Genomic DNA, 18,247 nt, shown 5'->3' with positions numbered 1-18,247 from the left:
ATTGACAGTGACTCTCGGGGGAGTGGTTTCGCATGCCCGGCGGAGGTTTCGCCAAGCTGCCAGGAGGCAGCGTCGTCGTCGCGCTCAGCCTGCCGAATCCGGTGGGGGACGGGACGACGGTCCGGTTCCTGGTCCATGCCGCCAACCGAGCGCGCGCCCTGACCAGGCTGCGCAACCTGGGGCTGCGGGCGGTCTACCTGCGGGGCAACACGGAGCCGCCGACCCCCGACGAGATCACCGCCGTGCTGCACCATCCCGACGGCCTGCTGTGGCGGTGCGACCAGGTCCGCTCCGGCCGGCCGCCGTCCCAGGAGCTGTGGCACCCGATACGGGCCCTGCTCAGACCGGTCGCCCAGCGCGGCTGAGGCGCGGGTCCGCCCCGGGCCCGGTGGGCGCGCGGCGGACAGCGGCGGACCGTTTTCGCAGCGGCGCGGGACGGCGGACCGTTTCAGCGCACCACCGGGTTCACCGCGGTTCAGCGCACCACCGGGTCGCCGCTGAGCTTCACGCCCGCCGCGCGCAGCTCGTCCAGCGCGGCGTCGGTGGTCGCCCGGGCCACGCCCGCCGTCAGGTCCAGCAGCACCCGGGTGGTGAAGCCCTCCCGGGCCGCGTCCAGGGCGGTGGCGCGCACACAGTGGTCGGTCGCGATGCCGACCACGTCGACCTCGGTGACCTCCCGGTCGCGCAGCCACTCCGCGAGGGTGGCGCCGTTCTCGTCGGAGCCCTCGAAGCCGCTGTAGGCGGCCGAGTACGCGCCCTTGTCGAAGACGGCGGCGACGGCGCCGGAGGCGACCGCGGGGGCGAAGTTCGGGTGGAAGCCGACGCCCTCGGTGCCGGCGACGCAGTGGCGGGGCCAGGAGTCGACGTAGTCCGGGTGGGCGGAGAAGTGGTCCCCCGGGTCGATGTGGTGGTCGCGGGTGGCGACGACGTGCCGGTAGCCGGCCTGGGCCTGGCCGATCAGCTCGGTGACGGCGGCCGCCACGTCGGCGCCCCCGGTGACCGCGAGGCTGCCGCCCTCGCAGAAGTCGTTCTGGACGTCCACGACGATCAGCGCGCGGTGCATGGCGGGTGTCCTTCGGTGGTGTGGTGGTGGCGGAGGGGGAGCGGGGTTCGCGGCACTACCGAGCGTAGCCACTCGTGCCGCCGTGCGGGAAGGGGCGGTGCGGGCCGGGGCCCGTGTCCGCCGGGCCGGACGCAGTGCGCCTGCCCGGCCCCGGCCGGACAGCCCGGTCAGTACGCGGCCGGACGTGCCCGGTCAGAGGTACTCGGTCGGCAGGACGGGCTCGCCCCGGGAGAGCTGCGTCGCCGAGAGCGGGAGCGCGGCGCGGGCCGCGATGTGGCGCTCGCGGGCCGCGTCCAGCGGTTCCCGGGCGACCACCTCGCCGCCCTTCACCAGCGGGACCGGCAGCTGCCGCCCGGCCAGCTCCCGCGGCACCTCACCGGTGCCGATGACCTCCGCCTCCGGGACACCCTGGTCGTCGAGCCGGCGGGCGGCCCACTTGCGGCCGCCGATCGAGGTCTTCCCGCCCAGGGACTTCTTCGCCACCGGCTCCAGCGGCGCGGCCGGGTCGGCGGACCGGGCACGGGCCACCAGCTTGTAGACCATCGAGCAGGTCGGGTGGCCGCTGCCGGTCACCAGCTGGGTGCCCACGCCGTAGGAGTCGACGGGCGCGGCGGCCAGCGAGGCGATGGCGTACTCGTCCAGGTCGGAGGTGACCACGATCTTGGTGTTCACCGCGCCCAGCTCGTCGAGCTGCCGGCGCACCCGGTGGGCGACCAGGAGGAGGTCCCCGGAGTCGATCCGGACGGCGCCCAGCTCGGGCCCGGCGATCTCGACGGCCGCGCGCACCGCCTCGGCCACGTCGTAGGTGTCGACCAGCAGGGTGGTGCCGCGGCCGAGGGAGTCGACCTGGGCCCGGAAGGCGTCCCGCTCGCTGTCGTGGAGCAGGGTGAAGGCGTGGGCGCTGGTGCCGACGGTGGGGATGGCGTAGCGGAAGCCGGCCGCCAGGTCGGAGGTGGAGTCGAAGCCGCCGACGTAGGCGGCGCGGGAGGCGGCGACCGCGGCCAGCTCATGGGTCCGCCGGGCGCCCATCTCGATCAGCCGCCGTCCGCCGGCCGCCGCCGACATCCGGGAGGCCGCGGCGGCGATCGCCGAGTCGTGGTTGAGGATGGAGAGGATCACCGTCTCCAGCAGGACGCACTCGGCGAAGGAGCCCTCGACACGCAGGATCGGGGAGCCGGGGAAGTAGACCTCGCCCTCCGGGTAGCCGTGGACGTCGCCGCGGAAGCGGTAGCCGGCCAGCCAGGTCAGGGTCGGCTCGTCGACGATGCGGTGCTCGCGCAGGAAGTCGATGACGGGCTGGTCGAAGCGGAAGTTCTCGACCGCGTCCAGGACCCGGCCGGTGCCCGCGACCACGCCGTAGCGCCGGCCCTCGGGCAGCCGCCGGGTGAAGACCTCGAAGACCGAGCGCCGTTCCGCCGTGCCGGCCTTGAGCGCCGCCTGGAGCATCGTGAACTCGTACTGGTCGGTGAAGAGCGCGGTCGACGGGACGTCCACCGGCAGTCCAAGGTCCGCAACATTCACGACGATCAACCTCGCGTTTTCGTGTCCGGCCGCCCGTCCCGGAGGCAGGACGAACGGGGTCCGCCCCCGTCCGGTGCGGCCATGGCCAGAAGCGTACACCCCATTTCGTCAATCTGACGAGATCTCTCGGAGCGGGTCCGCCGCGAGCCGTCGGCGGCCGGGGAGGGTACCGGGGCCGTTTGTGCGACGGGGGGTGTCAGGTGGCAGCATGGGTGGAGTGACCGTGCCACTGGAGATCGAGCGGACCGAGTCGGCCGAGGAGATCGCTGCCGTCCCCGAACCGGACGTGCCCTGGGTGACCCTCGTGCACAATGACCCGGTCAATCTGATGAGCTATGTCACCTATGTCTTCCAGGCGTACTTCGGCTATCCCAAGGACAAGGCCCACAGGTTGATGATGGACGTCCATCACAAGGGGCGCGCCGTCGTCTCCAGCGGTACCCGCGAGGAGATGGAGCGCGACGTGCAGGCGATGCACGGCTACGGACTGTGGGCCACCCTCTCCCAGGACCGGAACTGATGAGCTCTCACTTCGAGCCGCTGAAGGGCGGCGGCGCCGCCGTGGTGCTGGACGAGGTGGAGATCTCCATCCTGCGTTCCCTCGCGGTCCAGCTCCTGGAGCTGATCGGCCCCGGCGACGAGCCGGCCAAGGGCGAGGACCCGCTGGCCGCCCTGTTCGCCGAGGGGCCCAGCGAGCCGCCCGCCGATCCGGCCCTCGCCCGCCTCTTCCCGGAGGCGTACACCGGCCCGGGCGCCGACGCGGCGGACGAGGAACTGCGGGCCCGCTCCGCCGAGTTCCGCCGCTTCACCGAGACCGATCTGCGCACCCGCAAGCGCGAGGACGCCCTCGCGGTGGTCCGCACCCTCGACTCCCTCACCCCCGCCGGCGACGGCGGGGCCGTGCTGGAGCTGGGCGGCGAGGACTGCCTGCACTGGCTGGGCGCCCTCAACGACCTGCGCCTGACCATCGGCACCCGGCTTGAGGTCGGCGACGAGGACGAGAGCGACTCCCTCTACCGGCTGCCGGACTCCGACCCCCGCAAGCCCATGGTGATGGCCTATCTCTGGCTCGGGGCGCTCCAGGAGACCCTGGTGGAGACGCTGATGTCGTGACCGTGCGCGGTCACGCAGGGTGAGGAAGTGTTCGCTCAGCGGACGCTCAGATCCGGATAAAGATCCTCCCAAGTCCGTGGCGCCCTATCGGCGCGTGCGCCCCGTATGTCCTGTTCTCCCTGTGGTGTGCACCACAATTCCCCGAGTGGATCACCGTTGCGGGCGTGATAGATCTTCACGACCGCTCGGGAACGCCACCCATGTCTCCCGAGGGCGCTTGGGCCGGCAGACCGCCGGTGGCACTCCATCCACATCCGGGGGGATCAGGACCTGGTCCGCGGCCGCTACGCAGCGGAGCGGATCAGCATGGAGAAAGGGCGCACCACCATGACCTCGGTGCAGGTCGACAAGAACGCCGGCGGCGAGGCCGGGAGCAACACCTCGTCCGAGGGCTACGAGCGCGGACTCGGCAGCCGTCAGGTCCAGATGATCGCCATCGGCGGCGCCATCGGCGTGGGCCTGTTCATGGGCGCCGGGGCGAACATCGCCAAGGCCGGACCCAGCATCATCCTGATGTACGCGCTCGCGGGCGTCGTCATCTTCTTCATCATGCGGGCGCTCGGCGAGCTGCTCCTCTACCGTCCGGTCTCCGGCTCCTTCGCCGAGTACGCGCGGGAGTTCCTCGGTCCGTTCTTCGGCTTCGTCACGGGCTGGACGTACTGGCTGATGTGGGTGGTCACCGGCATGGCCGAACTCACGGCCGCCGCCATCTACATGCACTTCTGGTTCCCGGAGATCCCGCAGTGGGTCAGCGCGCTGGTCTTCCTGGTCGTGCTCTTCGGCGTGAACCTGATCTCGGTGAAGATCTTCGGCGAGGTCGAGTTCTGGTTCTCCATGATCAAGGTCACCGCGATCATCGGCATGATCGTGATCGGCCTCGGCGTCCTCACCCTCGGCTTCTCCGACGCCGGTGACACCGCCGCCGCCTCCAACCTCTGGGCCCACGACGGCATCTTCCCGAACGGCATCGGCTCCAGCCTGATGACCCTTCAGGGCGTCATGTTCGCCTACCTCGCCGTCGAGCTCGTCGGCGTCACCGCGGGCGAGTCCGAGAACCCCGAGAAGACCCTGCCCAAGGCCATCAACACGCTGCCCTGGCGCATCATCATCTTCTACGTCGGCGCCCTCGTCGTGATCCTCTCCGTCGTCAAGTGGACCGAGTTCTCCGCGGGCCAGAGCCCGTTCGTCCACGCCTTCGAGAAGATCGGCATCCCGCTCGCCGCCGGCATCGTCAACTTCGTGGTGCTCACCGCGGCCCTGTCGTCCTGCAACTCCGGTATGTACTCCACCGGCCGGATGCTGCGCGACCTGGCCTCCAACCACGAGGCCCCGCAGGCCTTCGGCAAGCTCAACCGCCGCCGCACCCCGGCCGTCGGCATCGGCGTCTCGGTCTGCCTCATGGGCATCGGCGTGGTCCTCAACTACGTCGTCCCGGAGAAGGCGTTCGGCTATGTGGTCTCCGTCGCCACCGCCGCTGGTATCTGGACCTGGATGATGATCCTCATCAGCCATATCCGCTACCGCTCCGCCGTGGACGCCGGCCGGCTGCGCGCCTCCTCCTTCCCGGCCCCGGGCGGCGCGCTGTTCAGCTGGGTGGCGCTGATCTTCCTGGCCGGCGTGACCTGCATGATCGCCTACGACAAGGACGCCCGCGTCTGCCTGTACGTGGCCGCGTTCTGGGCCGTCTGCCTGGCGGTCGGCTGGCGGGTCCTCAAGAAGGGCGACCCGCAGATCGCCGAGCGCGAGCGCGAGACCTCGTCGATCGGCGGCTGACCCCCGGGGCGCGGCCCGCGTCCCACCGGTCGTCTCAGTGGGCGGTCTCCGGATCTCGGATCCGGAGGCCGCCCGCTTATTCTGTCGCCCATGCTGACCATCACCCGAGCCCTGTTCGACCGGATCGTGGCCCACGCCCGCGAGGACCACCCCGACGAGGCGTGCGGAGTCGTCGCGGGCCCGGAGGGCTCCGGGCGCCCCGAGCGCTTCATCCCCATGCTGAACGCCGCCCGGTCGCCCACGTTCTACGAGTTCGACTCGGCCGACCTCCTCAAGCTCTACCGCGAGATGGACGACAACGACGAGGAGCCGGTGGTCATCTACCACTCCCACACGGCCACCGAGGCGTACCCCTCGCGCACCGACGTCTCCTACGCCAACGAGCCCGGCGCCCACTACGTCCTGGTCTCCACCGCGGACACCGACGACGCGGGCCCCTTCCAGTTCCGCTCGTTCCGCATCGTGGACGGTGTGATCACGGAGGAAGACGTGGAGGTCGTGGACGCGTACCCGGTCTGACGGACTCCGGGACGGCGGGCGGTGGACGGGCCCCGGCCGGGGGCGGTGCCGGGGCGGATCGGGACCGGCGGCATACTGAGCCCGATCATCCGATCAACGACACCAGGGCGGCAGGGTCCAGGAAGCCGGTGCGACACCGGCACGGTCCCGCCACTGTGACCAGGCTCCGCGCCTGGAAGTCAGGAACTGACCTGCCGCCTGCTCCGACCGGCCAGGGGACGTGGACATCCCCGGAGGAGGCCCCGCCATGCCCAGGCACCCGTACGCCCTGACGGCCGCCGCCGTCACCGCCCTGCTGGTCCCGCTGACCGGCTGCGGCGCCGGCACCACCGAGACGAAGCCCGACCGCAAGGCGGCGGCCCCCGGCTTCCCCTACACGGTCTCCAACTGCGGCACCAAGACGACCTTCGACGCCCCGCCGGAGCGCGTCGTCACCATGAACCAGCACGTCACCGAGGTGATGCTCGCCCTCGGGCTGGAGAAGTCCCTGATCGGCACGGCCTATCTGGACGACGCGGTGCTGCCCGCGTACAAGAAGGCGTACGACAGCGTCCCGGTGCTCGCCAAGGAGTACCCCTCCAAGGAGAAGCTCCTCGCCGCGAACCCGGACTTCGTCTACGGCGGTTACGCGAGCGCCTTCGACGCCAAGGACGGGCTCAGCCGCGACGACCTCGCGAAGTCGGGCGTCGACAGCCGCCTCAACATCGAGAGCTGCACCGACCGCCCGGCCACGATGGACGACGTCTACCGCGAGATCGACGAGGTCGGCCGCACCTTCGGGGTCGCGGACCGGGCGAAGACCTGGAACGAGGAGGCCCGGAAGCGGGTCGCCGCGACCGCCGGGAAGCTGAAGGGCACGGAGCCGGTCTCGGTCTTCGTCTACGACAGCGGCGACAAGACGGCGTTCACCGCGGGCGGCAAGGGCATCGGCAACGAGATGATCACCCGGGCCGGCGGGCGGAACGTCTTCGCCGACCTGGACAAGGCCTTCGGCGACGCGAGCTGGGAGCAGGTCGTGGCCCGCAAGCCGGAGGTCGTCGTGATCTACGACTACGGGTCCACGACCGTGGAGCAGAAGAAGAAGCGCCTCCTGGAGGACCCGGCCCTCGCGGACGTCCCGGCGATCCGCAACAAGCGCTTCGCGGTGCTGCCGCTCTCCGACGCGGTCCTCGGCGTCCGCGCGCCGGACGCCGTCGCCCGCCTCGCCGACCAGCTCCACCCGTCCGGCCCGAAGGGCTGACCCGGTGCGCCCTTCCCCGCGCCGCGTCCCTCCACCGGCCGGAGGCCGGGCGGGCTCCTCGGCCCCTGGCGGGGTGACTCCGCCGGACGTCCCGGCAGCCGAGCCGGCCCCTGGCCGGGTGACTCCGCCGGACGCCCTCGCGGCCGAGCCGGCCGCTGGCCGGGCGAGTTCCTCGGCCTCCGGCCGGGTGACTCCGGCGGACGATCGGGCGGCCGAGCCGGCTGCCGCCGGTCTGGGCCCCGCCCTCGCGGCGGAGCCCGTGCCCGGTGGGACCCCGCCGGCCTCCGGCCGGGCGACCTCGCCGGACGGCGGGGCGGCCGGTCCGGACGGCCCTGGTCCGGACCCCGCCCCCGCGGCGGAGCCCGCGCCCGCCGGCCCGGAAGCGGCGCAGCGCGCGGCCTCCGGGCCGCCGGGCGGGGCGGCGCCGACCGAGACCGGAACCAGAACCGAGACCGGAACCGGACCCGGGACCGAGACCAGGACCGGGCCGGCCCGCCGCCGGAAGGCGACCCCGTGCGCGGCCCCGCCGCGCCGGGCCGTCGCGCCCGCCGGGCGGATGCGGGTGGTGGCCGTGGCGGGCGGGCTGGTCGTCGCGCTCGCCGTGGCCGTCGTCGCCGGGCTGGCCCTCGGGTCCGTGCGGATACCGCCCGGGGAGGTGCTGGCCGTGCTCACCGGGCAGGCCGAACGCAGCCCGACCCGCACGATCCTGCTGGACGTCCGGCTGCCCCGGGTGCTGCTCGGGGCGATCGTCGGGGCCGGGCTCGCCGTCGTCGGCACCGTCCTCCAGGCGCTGGTGCGCAACCGGCTCGCGGACCCGTTCCTCCTCGGCATCTCCTCCGGCGCCTCGACCGGCGCGGTCGTCGTCCTGGTCCTCGGCGTCGGCGGCGGTCTCACCACGGCCGTCGCCATGCCGGCCGGCGCCTTCGCCGGGGCGCTCGCCGCGACCGTCGCGGTGTGGTTCCTCGCCCGCCGGGGCGGGGCCATGACCGGCGGCCGGCTGGTGCTCGCGGGCGTCACCGTCTCGTACATCCTCACCGCGCTCACCACCCTGGTCCTCATCGCCTCCGGGCGGCCCGAGCACTTCCGGGAGGCGCTGTTCTGGAGCCTCGGCGGCCTCGGCAGCGCCCGCTGGGACGGCATCCTGGTGCCCGGCGCCGTCCTCGCCGCCGGGCTCGTGGTCCTCGTCGCCCTGGCCCGGCCCCTGGACCTGATGCTCGCCGGGGAGGAGGGCGCGACCCTGCTCGGCCTGGACACCTCGCGCTTCCGGGCCGCCGTCTTCGTCCTGGTGTCCCTGGTCACCGCCGTGATGGTGGCCGTCAGCGGCGCCGTCGGCTTCATCGGCCTGATGGTCCCGCACGCCGCCCGGCTGCTCGTCGGGGCCGGGCACCGCGCGCTGCTGCCGGTCGCCGCGCTCGGCGGGGCCGTCGCCCTCGTCGTCGCCGACCTCGCCGCCCGGACCGTCGCCGCCCCGCAGGACGTCCCCGTCGGCGTACTGACCGCACTCACCGGCGGGCCGCTCTTCCTGTGGCTGATGCGCCGCCGCGGCGAAGGAGCCACCGTATGAAACCCGGGCAGCCACCGACCACCGCCCCCGCCGCCCGCCTCACCGTCGAGGACCTGTCCCACCGGGCCGACGGCGGCCGACTCCTCGTCGACGGCGTCTCGTTCACCGTCGAGCCCGGCGAGACCCTCGGCCTGGTCGGCCCCAACGGCAGCGGCAAGACCACCCTCCTCCGCTGCGTCTACGGCACCCTGCGCCCCACCGGCGGCCTGGCCCTCCTCGACGGCGAGGACCTGCACACCATGGGCACCAAGGCCCGGGCCCGCCGCCTCGCCACCGTCCCCCAGGACGGCCACACCGACTTCGAACTGACGGTCCGTGAGATCGTCGCCATGGGCCGCGCCCCGCACAAGCGCTTCTGGGAACCGGAGAACACCGGCGACACCGCCGCCGTCGACGCCGCCCTCGACCTGGTCGGGATCACCGGCCTCGCCGACCGCCTCTTCCCGACCCTCTCCGGCGGCGAGCGCCAGCGCGCCCTGGTCGCCCGCGCCGTCGTCCAGCGGCCCGCCCTGGTGGTGCTCGACGAGCCCACCAACCATCTCGACATCCGGTACCAGCTCGACGTCCTCTCCCTGGTGCGCGGCCTCGGCACCACCGCCCTGCTCGCCCTGCACGACCTCAACATCGCCGCCTACTACTGCGACCGGCTCCTCGTCCTGGACGGCGGCCGCGCCGTCGCCGCCGGCCCGCCCGCCGAGGTGCTGACCACCGAGCTGCTCGCCGAGGTCTACGGTGTGGACGCGGAGGTCGCGACGCACCCGCGCACCGGCGCACCCTCGGTCACCTATCTCCCACGACCGCATGGTGAGCGGAGAGCGTCCATCATCTGAGATCACACTCCGGATCCCGGACAGGGAATCGATACGATGACCGCATGGTTGTCCCAGACGTGAGCGACAAGACGCCGAGCACCCTGCTGCTCGTTGCGCGGCTGCACGTCGATCTGTGCCGCCTCGCCAGCGCGATCTGTACGGCGCGCGCCCCCCGTCCGGGCGCCTGCGCCGCCTGACGCGCGGACGCACCTCAGCCCCAGCAGCACCCCTCGCGCGGGGTACCGGCCGCGCGCCCTACGCACCCGTTCCGACAGGAGACCGCACCATGGCCATCGAGGTCCGCATCCCGACCATCCTCCGCAGCTACACCGACGGCGCCAAGGCCGTCGAGGGCAACGGCGACACCCTCGCCGAGCTGTTCGCCGACCTCGAGTCCCGCCACACCGGCATCCAGGAGCGCATCGTCGACGGGGACCAGCTCCGCCGCTTCGTCAACGTCTACCTCAACGACGAGGACGTCCGCTTCCTGGACGGCATCTCCACCCAGCTCTCCGACGGCGACAACGTGACGATCCTCCCGGCCGTCGCCGGCGGCATGCGCTGATGCGGTACGACTCCCCGCTCGCGGCCGTCGGCAACACGCCGCTGGTCCGCCTGCCGCGGCTGTCACCCTCCGAGGAGGTCCGGATCTGGGCCAAGCTGGAGGACCGCAACCCCACCGGCTCCATCAAGGACCGGCCCGCCCTGCACATGGTCGAGCAGGCGGAGAAGGACGGCCGGCTCACCCCCGGCTGCACGATCCTCGAACCCACCAGCGGCAACACCGGCATCTCGCTGGCGATGGCGGCCCGGCTCAAGGGCTACCGCATCGTCTGCGTCATGCCGGAGAACACCTCCCAGGAACGCCGGGACCTGCTCGCCATGTGGGGCGCCGAGATCATCTCGTCCCCCGCCGCCGGCGGCTCCAACACCGCCGTGCGCGTGGCCAAGGAGCTGGCGGAGGAGAACCCGTCCTGGGTGATGCTCTACCAGTACGGCAACCCGGACAACGCGGGCGCCCACTACGCCACCACCGGCCCCGAGATCCTGGCCGATCTGCCCTCCGTCACCCACTTCGTGGCGGGCCTCGGCACCACCGGCACCCTGATGGGCGCGGGCCGCTATCTGCGCGAGCACAAGCCGGACGTGCGGATCGTCGCCGCCGAACCGCGCTACGACGACCTGGTGTACGGGCTGCGCAACCTCGACGAGGGCTTCGTCCCCGAGCTGTACGACGCCTCCGTGCTCACCACCCGCTTCTCCGTCGGCTCGGCGGACGCGGTCACCCGCACCCGTGAACTCCTCCAGCAGGAGGGCATCTTCGCGGGCGTCTCGACCGGCGCGGCCCTGCACGCGGCCATCGGCGTCGGCCGCAAGGCGGTGAAGGCGGGGGAGTCCGCGGACATCGTGTTCGTGGTCGCCGACGGCGGCTGGAAGTACCTCTCCACCGGGGTCTACACGGCCGCCACCACCGAGGAAGCGATCGAGACCCTTCAGGGCCAGCTCTGGGCCTGATGCCCGCTGCGTGACGTGACGTGACGTGACGTGACGACCCGGCCCGGCCCCGCCCGGCCGGGTCTCCGCAGCTCCGGGCCCGGCCGTGGCACCCGGCGGGCTCAGGCGGCCAGGTGCCGCACCCGCGCCCAGAGGGCCGGGTCCGCCTTCCCCACCCGGCGCCGGAACTCCCGCACCGGGACCTCGCGCAGCTCGTCCGTCTCCAGGAAGCTCGCCCGCCCCCGCGCGTCGCCGACCGAGCCCGCCGGCAGCGCGATCACCCCGGGCCGCTCCTCGTGGTGCCTGCTGGTGATCTTCGCGACCAGGGCGGTCCCGCCGCGCACCGAGAGGACCAGGCACGGCCGGTCCTTGGAGCCGGGGCCGTCCTCGTAGGGCACGTCCGCCCACCAGATCTCGCCCGCCCGGGGCGCCGGTTCCGGTCCGCCGCGCTCCCGGCCGCCGGGCCGCCCGGGCCGGGGACCGGCCGGGCGCGGGGGACGGACCCCGCCCCGGGCGCGCTCACCCGGCCGCGCCGGGGGCCTGCGCCGCCGCGCCGGGCGTCCGCTCCGCCCGAAGGCGTCCGACAGGGCCACGACCAGCGCGAGCACCACGACCGCGCCTACGGCGAGCCACCACCACGAGTCCATGGTCCAGACGGTACCCTCGCCCGTCCGGCCCTGTCCGGACACGGAGGTGAGTTCCCCCACAACAGAGCGTCGCTGAGGAGCGACAGGCCCAAGGCGGCCTTACGCTCGACGAACCGCACGACCTTCCCCCAGCCCTCCTTCGCCAACGGAGGTTCACGCTCCATGAAGCTCACCGTCGTCGGTTGCTCGGGGTCGTTCCCGTCCGCGGATTCGGCCTGTTCGAGCTACCTCGTAGAGGCCGACGGCTTCCGGCTGCTCCTCGACATGGGCAACGGCGCCCTGGGCGAGCTGCAGCGCCACTGCGGTCTCTACGACCTCGACGCCATCTTCCTCAGCCATCTCCACGCGGACCACTGCATCGACATGTGCGGCTACTTCGTGGCCCGTTACTACCGCCACGACGGCGGCCGCTGCCCCGCGATCCCCGTCTACGGACCCGAGGGCACCGAGCAGCGTCTGACCACCGCCTACGCGGACACCCCGTCGCCCTCCTCGATGAGCGAGGTCTTCGACTTCCACACCCTGAAGCCGGGGAGCTTCGAGATCGGGCCGTTCCAGGTCCGGACCGAGCGCATGGCCCACCCCGTCGAGACGTACGGCATCCGCGTCGAGCACGGCGGCCGCTCCCTCACGTACTCCGGGGACACCGGCGTCAGCGCCGCGCTCGACGAACTGGCCGCCGGGACGGACCTCTACCTGTGCGAGGCCTCCTTCGTGCACGGCAAGGAGAGCATCCCGGACCTGCACCTCAACGGCCGGGAGGCGGGCGCCTCCGCCGCCGCGGCCGGGGCCCGCCGGCTGGTGCTGACCCACATCCCGCCGTGGACGGACGGCGAGCGCAACCTCGCCGACGCCCGCGAGGTCTACACGGGTCCCTCCGAGATCGCCGTCCCAGGCGCCGTGTACGAGGTCTGAGTAGTCCGACTGCTGCCACCGGGCCCGCTGTGCCGCCCGGTGGCAGAATTGTGCTCCTACCAGCGACCGCTTCAGCCTGCGAGGGGTGTATGACAGAGGATCTCGCGGACACCGACCCGCCGGAGGAACCCGGCACCCGCCGCCCCGAACTGAAGCACGACGCGATCGGCTTCTTCGACGCGCTCGTCATCGGCATCAACTCGACGTCCCCGGCCTACTCCCTGGCCGCCGTCATCGGCCCCATCGTGGCCCTCGTCGCCGTCTACGCCCCCGGCGTGGTCCTGGCCTCGTTCGTCCCGATGCTGCTGATCGCCTCCGCCTTCTTCTACCTCAACCGCGTGGACCAGGACTGCGGCACCACCTTCTCCTGGGTCACCCGCGCGATGGGGCCCTGGGCCGGCTGGCTCGGCGGCTGGGCGATCATGATGACCGGTGTGCTGGTGGTCGGCTCCCTCGCCGATGTGGCCGTCGGCTTCGGGCTGCTGACCGTGGGCCTGGACAGCTGGGCCGAGAACGACCTGGTCCGCCAACTGCTCACCGTGCCGCTGATCCTGGTCATGACGGCGATCTGCGTGATCGGCACCGAGGCGTCCGCCCGGGTCCAGAACGCCCTGATCGTCGCCCAGATCATCTGCCTGCTGATCTTCGCCGCGGTCGCCCTCTACCGGGTCTACGCGGGCACCGGCTCCCTGGACGCGGTCAAGCCGGACATCGACTGGCTGAATCCGTTCGGCGCCGGCGGGGCCGCGCTCACCGGCGGGCTGCTGCTGGGCGTGTTCATGTACTGGGGCTGGGAGTCGGCGGTCAACCTCACCGAGGAGGTCAAGGACTCCGCGAGCGCGCCCGGCCGGGCCGGCGTCTGGTCCACCGTCGTGCTGGTCGTGACCTATGTGTCCGTGGGCATCGCGGTCGTCGCCTACGCGGGGCCCGCGTTCCTCGCCGACAACGCGGCCGAGGAGGAGTTCATCTTCGCCGTCCTCGCCAACGAGGCCCTCGGCGGCTGGGACTGGATCGTGCTGCTCTCGGTGGCCACCTCCGCGCTCGCCTCCACCCAGACCACCATCATCCCGGCCTCCCGCACCGCCCTGTCGATGGCCCGGCGCGGCGCCCTGCCCGGCACGCTGGCACGCATCCACCCGCGCTTCCGCACCCCCGACGTGAGCACCTGGGGCGTCGCCGTCATCGCGATCGTCTGGTACCTCGTCGTCAACCAGATCAGCGAGAACGCCCTCTTCGACTCGCTGACCGCCCTCTCCCTGCTCATCGCCTTCTACTACGCGCTCACCGGGGTGGCCTGCGCCGTCTACTACCGCCGCCATCTGACCGAGAGCGTGAAGAACTTCCTGCTCATCGGCCTCGGCCCGCTGATCGGCGCCGGGCTGCTGGCCTGGCTGCTGGTGGAGTCGGTCATCGACATGGCCGACCCGGCGAACTCCTACAGCGGGGTGTCCTGGTTCGGCCTCGGGCCGCCGCTGGTCATCGGCATCGTGATCACGGCGGTGGGCCTCCTGGTGATGGTCGCGCAGCGCTTCGTGGGCGGCCCGTTCTGGCGCGAGCGCCGCTCGGTGGCCGACCCGGACCTGGTCCACGGCGAGACGGGACCGCCGTCCGAGCCGCCCTCCGTCCCGCCGGGGAGGTCCTGACATGGCGGTGGTCCTCGGCTACGACGAGTCCCCGGGCGCGCTGCGGGCGCTGCGGGTCGCGATCGAGGTGGCCGCCGCCTTCGGCGAACCCCTCGTGCTGGTGTACGGGGCGGCCGCGCCCGGCGGCGGGATCGGCGAGGAGTACGGCGCCCACTCCGACGCGGTCCGCCAGGCGGGCCGGGTCGCCCTGGCGCACGCGGTGGAGGCGGCCGACGAGGCCGGCGTCCCGACCACCGTGGAGATCCTGGACGAACGCCCGGCCCAGGCGCTGCTGGACGCGGCGGCCCGGCACGGCGGCCGGGTGATCGTGGTCGGCAGCTACGGGGAGAGCCCGATGCGGGGCGCGCTCCTCGGCTCGACCCCGCACAAGCTGCTGCATCTGTCGACGGTCCCGGTGCTCTGCGTGCCGGGCGAGGAGACGACCGTCTGACGCGGGCCCGGGCCCCGGGAGACGACGTCCCGGGCCCCGGGAGGAGACGACGGCCCCCGGACATGACCGGAGCCCCGGCCCTGAGGACAAAAGGGCGGGGGGCTCCGGTGTACGGGGTGCCGGTCCGGCGGGTGCCGGATCGGGCACGGTGCCGGACCGGGCGGGCCGGACCGGCGGTGGCGCGGGGCTACTTGGCCTCGGCCTTCTGGAGCTCGGCCAGCTCCTCGTCGGACTCGCGGCCCGGCGTCGGCAGATTGAACTTGGTGATCGCGAAGCGGAAGACCACGTAGTAGACCGCCGCGAAGACCAGGCCGACCAGGGCCAGACCCCAGGGGTTGGACGCGATGCCCAGGTTGAGGAAGAAGTCGACCGCGCCGGCGGAGAAGCCGAAGCCGTCCTTCATGCCCAGGGCCCAGGTGAGCGCCATGGAGACACCGGTCAGCACCGCGTGGATCGCGTACAGCACCGGGGCGATGAACATGAACGTGAACTCGATCGGCTCGGTGACACCGGTGACGAAGGAGGTCAGCGCGAGGGAGAACATCATGCCGCCGACGACCTTGCGGCGCTCGGGGCGGGCGCAGTGCACGATCGCGAGGCAGGCCGCCGGGAGGGCGAACATCATGATCGGGAAGAAGCCGGTCATGAACTGTCCGGCGGTCGGGTCGCCGGCGAGGAAGCGGGCGATGTCGCCGCTCTTGCCCTCGTAGGTGCCGGCCTGGAACCACGGGAAGGAGTTGAGCAGGTGGTGCATGCCGACCGGGATCAGGGCGCGGTTGGCGACACCGAAGATGCCCGCGCCGACGGCGCCGGACTCGACCAGGCTCTCACCGAACCAGTGCAGGCCCGCGCCGAGCCACGGCCAGATCAGGCCGAAGAGGATGCCGGCGAGCAGACCGGCGAAGGCGGAGAGGATCGGGACCAGCCGGCGGCCGCCGAAGAAGCCCGCCCAGTCGGGCAGCTTGGTGCGGTAGAAGCGCTGGTAGAGCAGCGCCACGATGATGCCCATGACCACGCCGCCGAGGACCTTGGCGTCCACGGCCTGCTCCACCATGACGATCTTGCCGTCGGCGATGGCTTCCTTCTTCGGCAGGCTGCTGTCGGTGAAGGTGCCGAGCACGCTCTTGAAGACCAGGTAGCCGACCACGGCGGCCAGCGCGGTCGAGCCGTCCGACTTCTTGGCGAAGCCGATCGCGATGCCGACGGCGAAGAGCAGCGCCATGTTGTCGAGCAGCGCACCGCCGCCGGCCGCCATATAGCCGGCGATCTTGGTGATGAAGGTCGGGAACGACTCCTTGCCCAGCATGTCGGGCTGACCGAAGCGCACCAGCAGCGCGGCCGCGGGCAGCACGGCGACCGGCAGCATCAGGCTGCGGCCGATGCGCTGCATGACCGCCATCGCGCCGGCGCCCGTCTTCTTCTTGTCCGCCCCGGGGGCGGCGCTTGCCGTGGACATCAACTTCCTCCATGGGACAAGACGTCGCCGAGCGGAACACGGGGGAGGGCGGCGTCTCAAAAGGGGGACGCGGCCGGTGTGGTCTGGACCGCGTGGTCTACACCTTTGAGTGGTGTAGACCTGTTGTAGCACGGTGAACGTTAGATAAGGAACCTGCGAATTTCCCGCCCGGGGTAACAATCAGGTCACCCACGCGAAGGCCCCCGGACCCTGCTGGGTCCGGGGGCCTCGGGGGCTGCGCGTTCTCCCTGGTGGGAGGGGTGCCGGGGGGTGCTACTTGGTCTGCTCGCGCTCCAGTTCCTCCTCCAGCTCCTCGGGTTCACGCCCCGGAGTAGGAATATTGAAGACAGTGATCAGAACTCTGAAGAGCACGTAGTAGACGACCGCGAAGCAGGCGCCGATCGGGATGATGAGCCACGGTTTGGTGTCCAGGTGCCAGTTGACGACGTAGTCGATGAGGCCTGCCGAGAAGCTGAAGCCCGCCTTCACGCCCAGCGCCCAGGTGATCGCCATCGAGGCGCCCGTCAGCAGCGCGTGCAGACCGTAGAGCAGCGGCGCGGCGAACATGAAGGAGAACTCGATTGGCTCGGTCACGCCCGTCACGAACGAGGTCAGGCCCACCGAGACCATCAGGCCGGCGACCCGCTTGCGGTGCTCGGGGCGGGCGCAGTGGGTGATCGCGAGGGCGGCGGCCGGCAGGCCGAACATCATGATCGGGAAGAAGCCCGACATGAACAGGCCGGCGTCCGGGTCGCCCGCGAAGAACCGGGTGAGGTCGCCCTGCACCACCGTGCCGTCGTCGTCCTGGTACTCGCCCGCCTGGAACCAGAAGAAGGTGTTCAGGAACTGGTGCATGCCGATCGGGATGAGCAGCCGGTTGGCGACGCCGAAGATGCCCGCGCCCCAGGCGCCCAGGTCGATCAGCTGGCGCGCGAAGGTGGTCAGCCCGTCGCCCACCGGCTCCCACAGCAGACCGAAGAGGACGCCGAGCGCGCAGCAGACGAAGGCCATGATGATCGGCACCAGCCGCCGGCCGTTGAAGAAGCCCAGCCAGTCGACCAGCTTGGTGCGGTGGTAGCGCTGCCAGATCACGGCGGTCAGCAGGCCGATCAGGATGCCGCCCAGCACACCCGGGTTCTGCGGGACCCCGTCGGGCAGCTCCTCGGTCACCGAGCCGTCGATCGGGAACGCCTTGAGGACGTTGAAGTAGACGAGGAAGCCCGCCACCGCCGCCAGGGCGGTCGAGCCGTCCGCCTTCTTCGCGAAGCCGATCGCGACCCCGATGCAGAAGAGGAGGGGGAGGCCCAGTGCCCCGTCCAGGATGCCGGTGCCGCCCTTGATCAGGACGTTCGCGGTCTTCTCCCAGAACGGCCCGTCGAGGTACGCGGCGAAGAGGTTGCCCAGGCTGACGAGGAGGCCGGCGGCCGGCAGTACGGCGACCGGGAGCTGGAGGCTGCGCCCCACCTTCTGGAGCCCCTGGAAGAGAGTGCTCCACCCGCTGCGCCGCGGTGCCGCCGTGCTCTCGGTGCTCATGGGCGTCCTCCCGGAACAGGCTCTGTTTGGCAGGTGTCGGAGACTGGTGTAGACCAGTCGGCAGACGGTTCCGGTACCCGCCGCACGGCAGACGCGGGGCGGAGCACTGGTGATCGTCATCATTCGGGACGAGACGGTGACCCGCCCGTGAAGATGGGCCAACCGTGCGTTACCGTGACAAACCGGACCACCCGTGGGCCGGACAGCGCTCCGCGCGCACAACCTCAGGGAGAAAGACATGGCCAGCAAGGCTGAGAAGATCGTCGCCGGCCTCGGCGGCATCGACAACATCGAGGAGATCGAGGGCTGCATCACCCGTCTCCGCACCGAGGTCGTCGACCCCGACAAGGTCGACGAGGCCGCCCTCAAGGCCGCCGGCGCCCACGGCGTCGTCAAGATGGGCACCGCGATCCAGGTCGTCATCGGCACCGACGCCGACCCGATCGCCGCCGACATCGAAGACATGATGTGAGCCGCAGTCACCCGACCTGAGGCGGCCCGCGACGGCACCGCCCGCGCGGCGC

Annotated in this window: 20 protein-coding genes and 1 riboswitch; of the genes, 15 read left to right on the top strand and 5 right to left on the bottom strand. The window is 72.0% G+C overall.

Translation table 11 applies throughout. The annotated features are described in order from the left end of the window. Positions 1-32 precede the first annotated feature (32 nt). Complete coding sequence (locus tag ABZ457_RS07690) at positions 33-365, top strand: hypothetical protein (protein ID WP_359155008.1); 333 nt, start codon at positions 33-35, stop codon at positions 363-365. 110 nt (positions 366-475) lie between these two features. On the opposite strand, the gene ABZ457_RS07685 is transcribed toward ABZ457_RS07690, so the two are convergent. Then, positions 476-1,063 carry an isochorismatase family protein gene (locus ABZ457_RS07685; protein WP_359155005.1) on the bottom strand — a complete coding sequence of 196 codons (588 nt, stop codon included), beginning with the start codon at positions 1,061-1,063 and terminating at the stop codon, positions 476-478. A gap of 192 nt (positions 1,064-1,255) precedes the next feature. After that, the gene (locus tag ABZ457_RS07680; protein WP_359155003.1) at positions 1,256-2,584 is read right to left on the bottom strand and encodes a nicotinate phosphoribosyltransferase; all 1,329 of its coding nucleotides are present in this window, start codon (positions 2,582-2,584) and stop codon (positions 1,256-1,258) included. Between the two features lie 208 nt (positions 2,585-2,792). Between ABZ457_RS07680 and clpS the strand changes: the two genes are divergently transcribed. The 10 genes from clpS (at position 2,793) to ABZ457_RS07630 (ending at position 11,120) form a co-directional block, all read left to right on the top strand. After that, complete coding sequence (clpS, locus tag ABZ457_RS07675) at positions 2,793-3,104, top strand: ATP-dependent Clp protease adapter ClpS (RefSeq protein ID WP_359155001.1); 312 nt, start codon at positions 2,793-2,795, stop codon at positions 3,102-3,104. Beyond that, positions 3,104-3,697: a DUF2017 domain-containing protein gene (locus tag ABZ457_RS07670; RefSeq protein ID WP_359154999.1), complete on the top strand. Its 594-nt coding sequence runs from the start codon at positions 3,104-3,106 to the stop codon at positions 3,695-3,697. The genes clpS and ABZ457_RS07670 overlap by 1 nt, the downstream gene beginning before the upstream one ends. 327 nt (positions 3,698-4,024) lie before the next feature. Then, positions 4,025-5,470 (top strand): amino acid permease, encoded by a 1,446-nt coding sequence (locus ABZ457_RS07665; RefSeq protein WP_359155152.1) that lies wholly within the window; start codon positions 4,025-4,027, stop codon positions 5,468-5,470. A gap of 90 nt (positions 5,471-5,560) precedes the next feature. After that, positions 5,561-5,989 carry a M67 family metallopeptidase gene (locus tag ABZ457_RS07660; RefSeq protein WP_359154997.1) on the top strand — a complete coding sequence of 143 codons (429 nt, stop codon included), beginning with the start codon at positions 5,561-5,563 and terminating at the stop codon, positions 5,987-5,989. 91 nt (positions 5,990-6,080) lie between these two features. Next, positions 6,081-6,203: riboswitch (cobalamin riboswitch) on the top strand. Between the two features lie 33 nt (positions 6,204-6,236). Then, entirely contained in the window at positions 6,237-7,229 is a 993-nt protein-coding gene (locus ABZ457_RS07655; protein ID WP_359154995.1) for an ABC transporter substrate-binding protein, read from the top strand. A gap of 556 nt (positions 7,230-7,785) precedes the next feature. Then, positions 7,786-8,793 (top strand): iron ABC transporter permease, encoded by a 1,008-nt coding sequence (locus ABZ457_RS07650; RefSeq protein ID WP_359155150.1) that lies wholly within the window; start codon positions 7,786-7,788, stop codon positions 8,791-8,793. Beyond that, complete coding sequence (locus ABZ457_RS07645) at positions 8,790-9,623, top strand: ABC transporter ATP-binding protein (protein WP_359154992.1); 834 nt, start codon at positions 8,790-8,792, stop codon at positions 9,621-9,623. The genes ABZ457_RS07650 and ABZ457_RS07645 overlap by 4 nt, the downstream gene beginning before the upstream one ends. Positions 9,624-9,667: 44 nt before the next feature. Next, positions 9,668-9,802: a putative leader peptide gene (locus ABZ457_RS07640; RefSeq protein ID WP_359154990.1), complete on the top strand. Its 135-nt coding sequence runs from the start codon at positions 9,668-9,670 to the stop codon at positions 9,800-9,802. A gap of 89 nt (positions 9,803-9,891) precedes the next feature. After that, positions 9,892-10,170 (top strand): MoaD/ThiS family protein, encoded by a 279-nt coding sequence (locus ABZ457_RS07635; protein ID WP_359154988.1) that lies wholly within the window; start codon positions 9,892-9,894, stop codon positions 10,168-10,170. Continuing rightward, entirely contained in the window at positions 10,170-11,120 is a 951-nt protein-coding gene (locus tag ABZ457_RS07630) for a cysteine synthase (RefSeq protein ID WP_359154986.1), read from the top strand. The genes ABZ457_RS07635 and ABZ457_RS07630 overlap by 1 nt, the downstream gene beginning before the upstream one ends. Before the next feature lie 101 nt (positions 11,121-11,221). Here the strand turns inward: ABZ457_RS07630 and ABZ457_RS07625 are convergent, their stop codons facing one another. Then, on the bottom strand, positions 11,222-11,746 hold the full coding sequence (locus ABZ457_RS07625) for a type II toxin-antitoxin system PemK/MazF family toxin (RefSeq protein WP_359154984.1): 525 nt from the start codon (positions 11,744-11,746) through the stop codon (positions 11,222-11,224). Positions 11,747-11,908: 162 nt separating this feature from the next. Between ABZ457_RS07625 and ABZ457_RS07620 the strand changes: the two genes are divergently transcribed. The 3 genes from ABZ457_RS07620 (at position 11,909) to ABZ457_RS07610 (ending at position 14,734) form a co-directional block, all read left to right on the top strand. Next, on the top strand, positions 11,909-12,661 hold the full coding sequence (locus ABZ457_RS07620) for an MBL fold metallo-hydrolase (protein WP_359154982.1): 753 nt from the start codon (positions 11,909-11,911) through the stop codon (positions 12,659-12,661). A gap of 89 nt (positions 12,662-12,750) precedes the next feature. Next, positions 12,751-14,304 (top strand): APC family permease, encoded by a 1,554-nt coding sequence (locus ABZ457_RS07615; protein ID WP_359154980.1) that lies wholly within the window; start codon positions 12,751-12,753, stop codon positions 14,302-14,304. Position 14,305: 1 nt separating this feature from the next. Continuing rightward, positions 14,306-14,734, top strand: a complete 429-nt coding sequence (locus ABZ457_RS07610; protein WP_359154978.1) for a universal stress protein — start codon at positions 14,306-14,308, stop codon at positions 14,732-14,734. 187 nt (positions 14,735-14,921) lie between these two features. Here the strand turns inward: ABZ457_RS07610 and ABZ457_RS07605 are convergent, their stop codons facing one another. After that, positions 14,922-16,190: a PTS transporter subunit EIIC gene (locus ABZ457_RS07605; protein ID WP_359154976.1), complete on the bottom strand. Its 1,269-nt coding sequence runs from the start codon at positions 16,188-16,190 to the stop codon at positions 14,922-14,924. A gap of 273 nt (positions 16,191-16,463) precedes the next feature. Then, on the bottom strand, positions 16,464-17,723 hold the full coding sequence (locus ABZ457_RS07600) for a PTS transporter subunit EIIC (RefSeq protein WP_359154974.1): 1,260 nt from the start codon (positions 17,721-17,723) through the stop codon (positions 16,464-16,466). A 193-nt stretch (positions 17,724-17,916) separates the two neighbouring features. On the opposite strand from ABZ457_RS07600, the gene ABZ457_RS07595 reads away from it, so the two are divergent. Beyond that, entirely contained in the window at positions 17,917-18,195 is a 279-nt protein-coding gene (locus ABZ457_RS07595) for a PTS glucose/sucrose transporter subunit IIB (RefSeq protein ID WP_359154972.1), read from the top strand. Positions 18,196-18,247: the final 52 nt, after the last annotated feature.

Origin of the sequence: Streptomyces sp. NPDC005805, from assembly GCF_040630445.1 — a bacterium.
Taxonomy (GTDB): Bacteria; Actinomycetota; Actinomycetes; order Streptomycetales; family Streptomycetaceae; genus Streptomyces.
Note: the sequence above shows the minus strand (reverse complement) of the source record. Positions and strands in the feature narration are given on the sequence as shown.

Bases quoted from the DNA above. Each gene is read 5' to 3' on its own strand.
- ABZ457_RS07670 (WP_359154999.1), top strand. From the start codon at position 3,104: ATGAGCTCTCACTTCGAGCCGCTGAAGGGCGGCGGCGCCGCCGTGGTG.
- ABZ457_RS07640 (WP_359154990.1), top strand. From the start codon at position 9,668: ATGGTTGTCCCAGACGTGAGCGACAAGACGCCGAGCACCCTGCTGCTC.
- ABZ457_RS07665 (WP_359155152.1), top strand. From the start codon at position 4,025: ATGACCTCGGTGCAGGTCGACAAGAACGCCGGCGGCGAGGCCGGGAGC.
- ABZ457_RS07660 (WP_359154997.1), top strand. From the start codon at position 5,561: ATGCTGACCATCACCCGAGCCCTGTTCGACCGGATCGTGGCCCACGCC.
- ABZ457_RS07645 (WP_359154992.1), top strand. From the start codon at position 8,790: ATGAAACCCGGGCAGCCACCGACCACCGCCCCCGCCGCCCGCCTCACC.
- ABZ457_RS07620 (WP_359154982.1), top strand. From the start codon at position 11,909: ATGAAGCTCACCGTCGTCGGTTGCTCGGGGTCGTTCCCGTCCGCGGAT.
- ABZ457_RS07610 (WP_359154978.1), top strand. From the start codon at position 14,306: ATGGCGGTGGTCCTCGGCTACGACGAGTCCCCGGGCGCGCTGCGGGCG.
- ABZ457_RS07635 (WP_359154988.1), top strand. From the start codon at position 9,892: ATGGCCATCGAGGTCCGCATCCCGACCATCCTCCGCAGCTACACCGAC.
- ABZ457_RS07605 (WP_359154976.1), bottom strand. From the start codon at position 16,190: ATGTCCACGGCAAGCGCCGCCCCCGGGGCGGACAAGAAGAAGACGGGC.
- ABZ457_RS07630 (WP_359154986.1), top strand. From the start codon at position 10,170: ATGCGGTACGACTCCCCGCTCGCGGCCGTCGGCAACACGCCGCTGGTC.
- ABZ457_RS07685 (WP_359155005.1), bottom strand. From the start codon at position 1,063: ATGCACCGCGCGCTGATCGTCGTGGACGTCCAGAACGACTTCTGCGAG.
- ABZ457_RS07600 (WP_359154974.1), bottom strand. From the start codon at position 17,723: ATGAGCACCGAGAGCACGGCGGCACCGCGGCGCAGCGGGTGGAGCACT.
- ABZ457_RS07655 (WP_359154995.1), top strand. From the start codon at position 6,237: ATGCCCAGGCACCCGTACGCCCTGACGGCCGCCGCCGTCACCGCCCTG.
- ABZ457_RS07625 (WP_359154984.1), bottom strand. From the start codon at position 11,746: ATGGACTCGTGGTGGTGGCTCGCCGTAGGCGCGGTCGTGGTGCTCGCG.
- clpS (WP_359155001.1), top strand. From the start codon at position 2,793: ATGGGTGGAGTGACCGTGCCACTGGAGATCGAGCGGACCGAGTCGGCC.
- ABZ457_RS07690 (WP_359155008.1), top strand. From the start codon at position 33: ATGCCCGGCGGAGGTTTCGCCAAGCTGCCAGGAGGCAGCGTCGTCGTC.
- ABZ457_RS07615 (WP_359154980.1), top strand. From the start codon at position 12,751: ATGACAGAGGATCTCGCGGACACCGACCCGCCGGAGGAACCCGGCACC.
- ABZ457_RS07650 (WP_359155150.1), top strand. From the start codon at position 7,786: ATGCGGGTGGTGGCCGTGGCGGGCGGGCTGGTCGTCGCGCTCGCCGTG.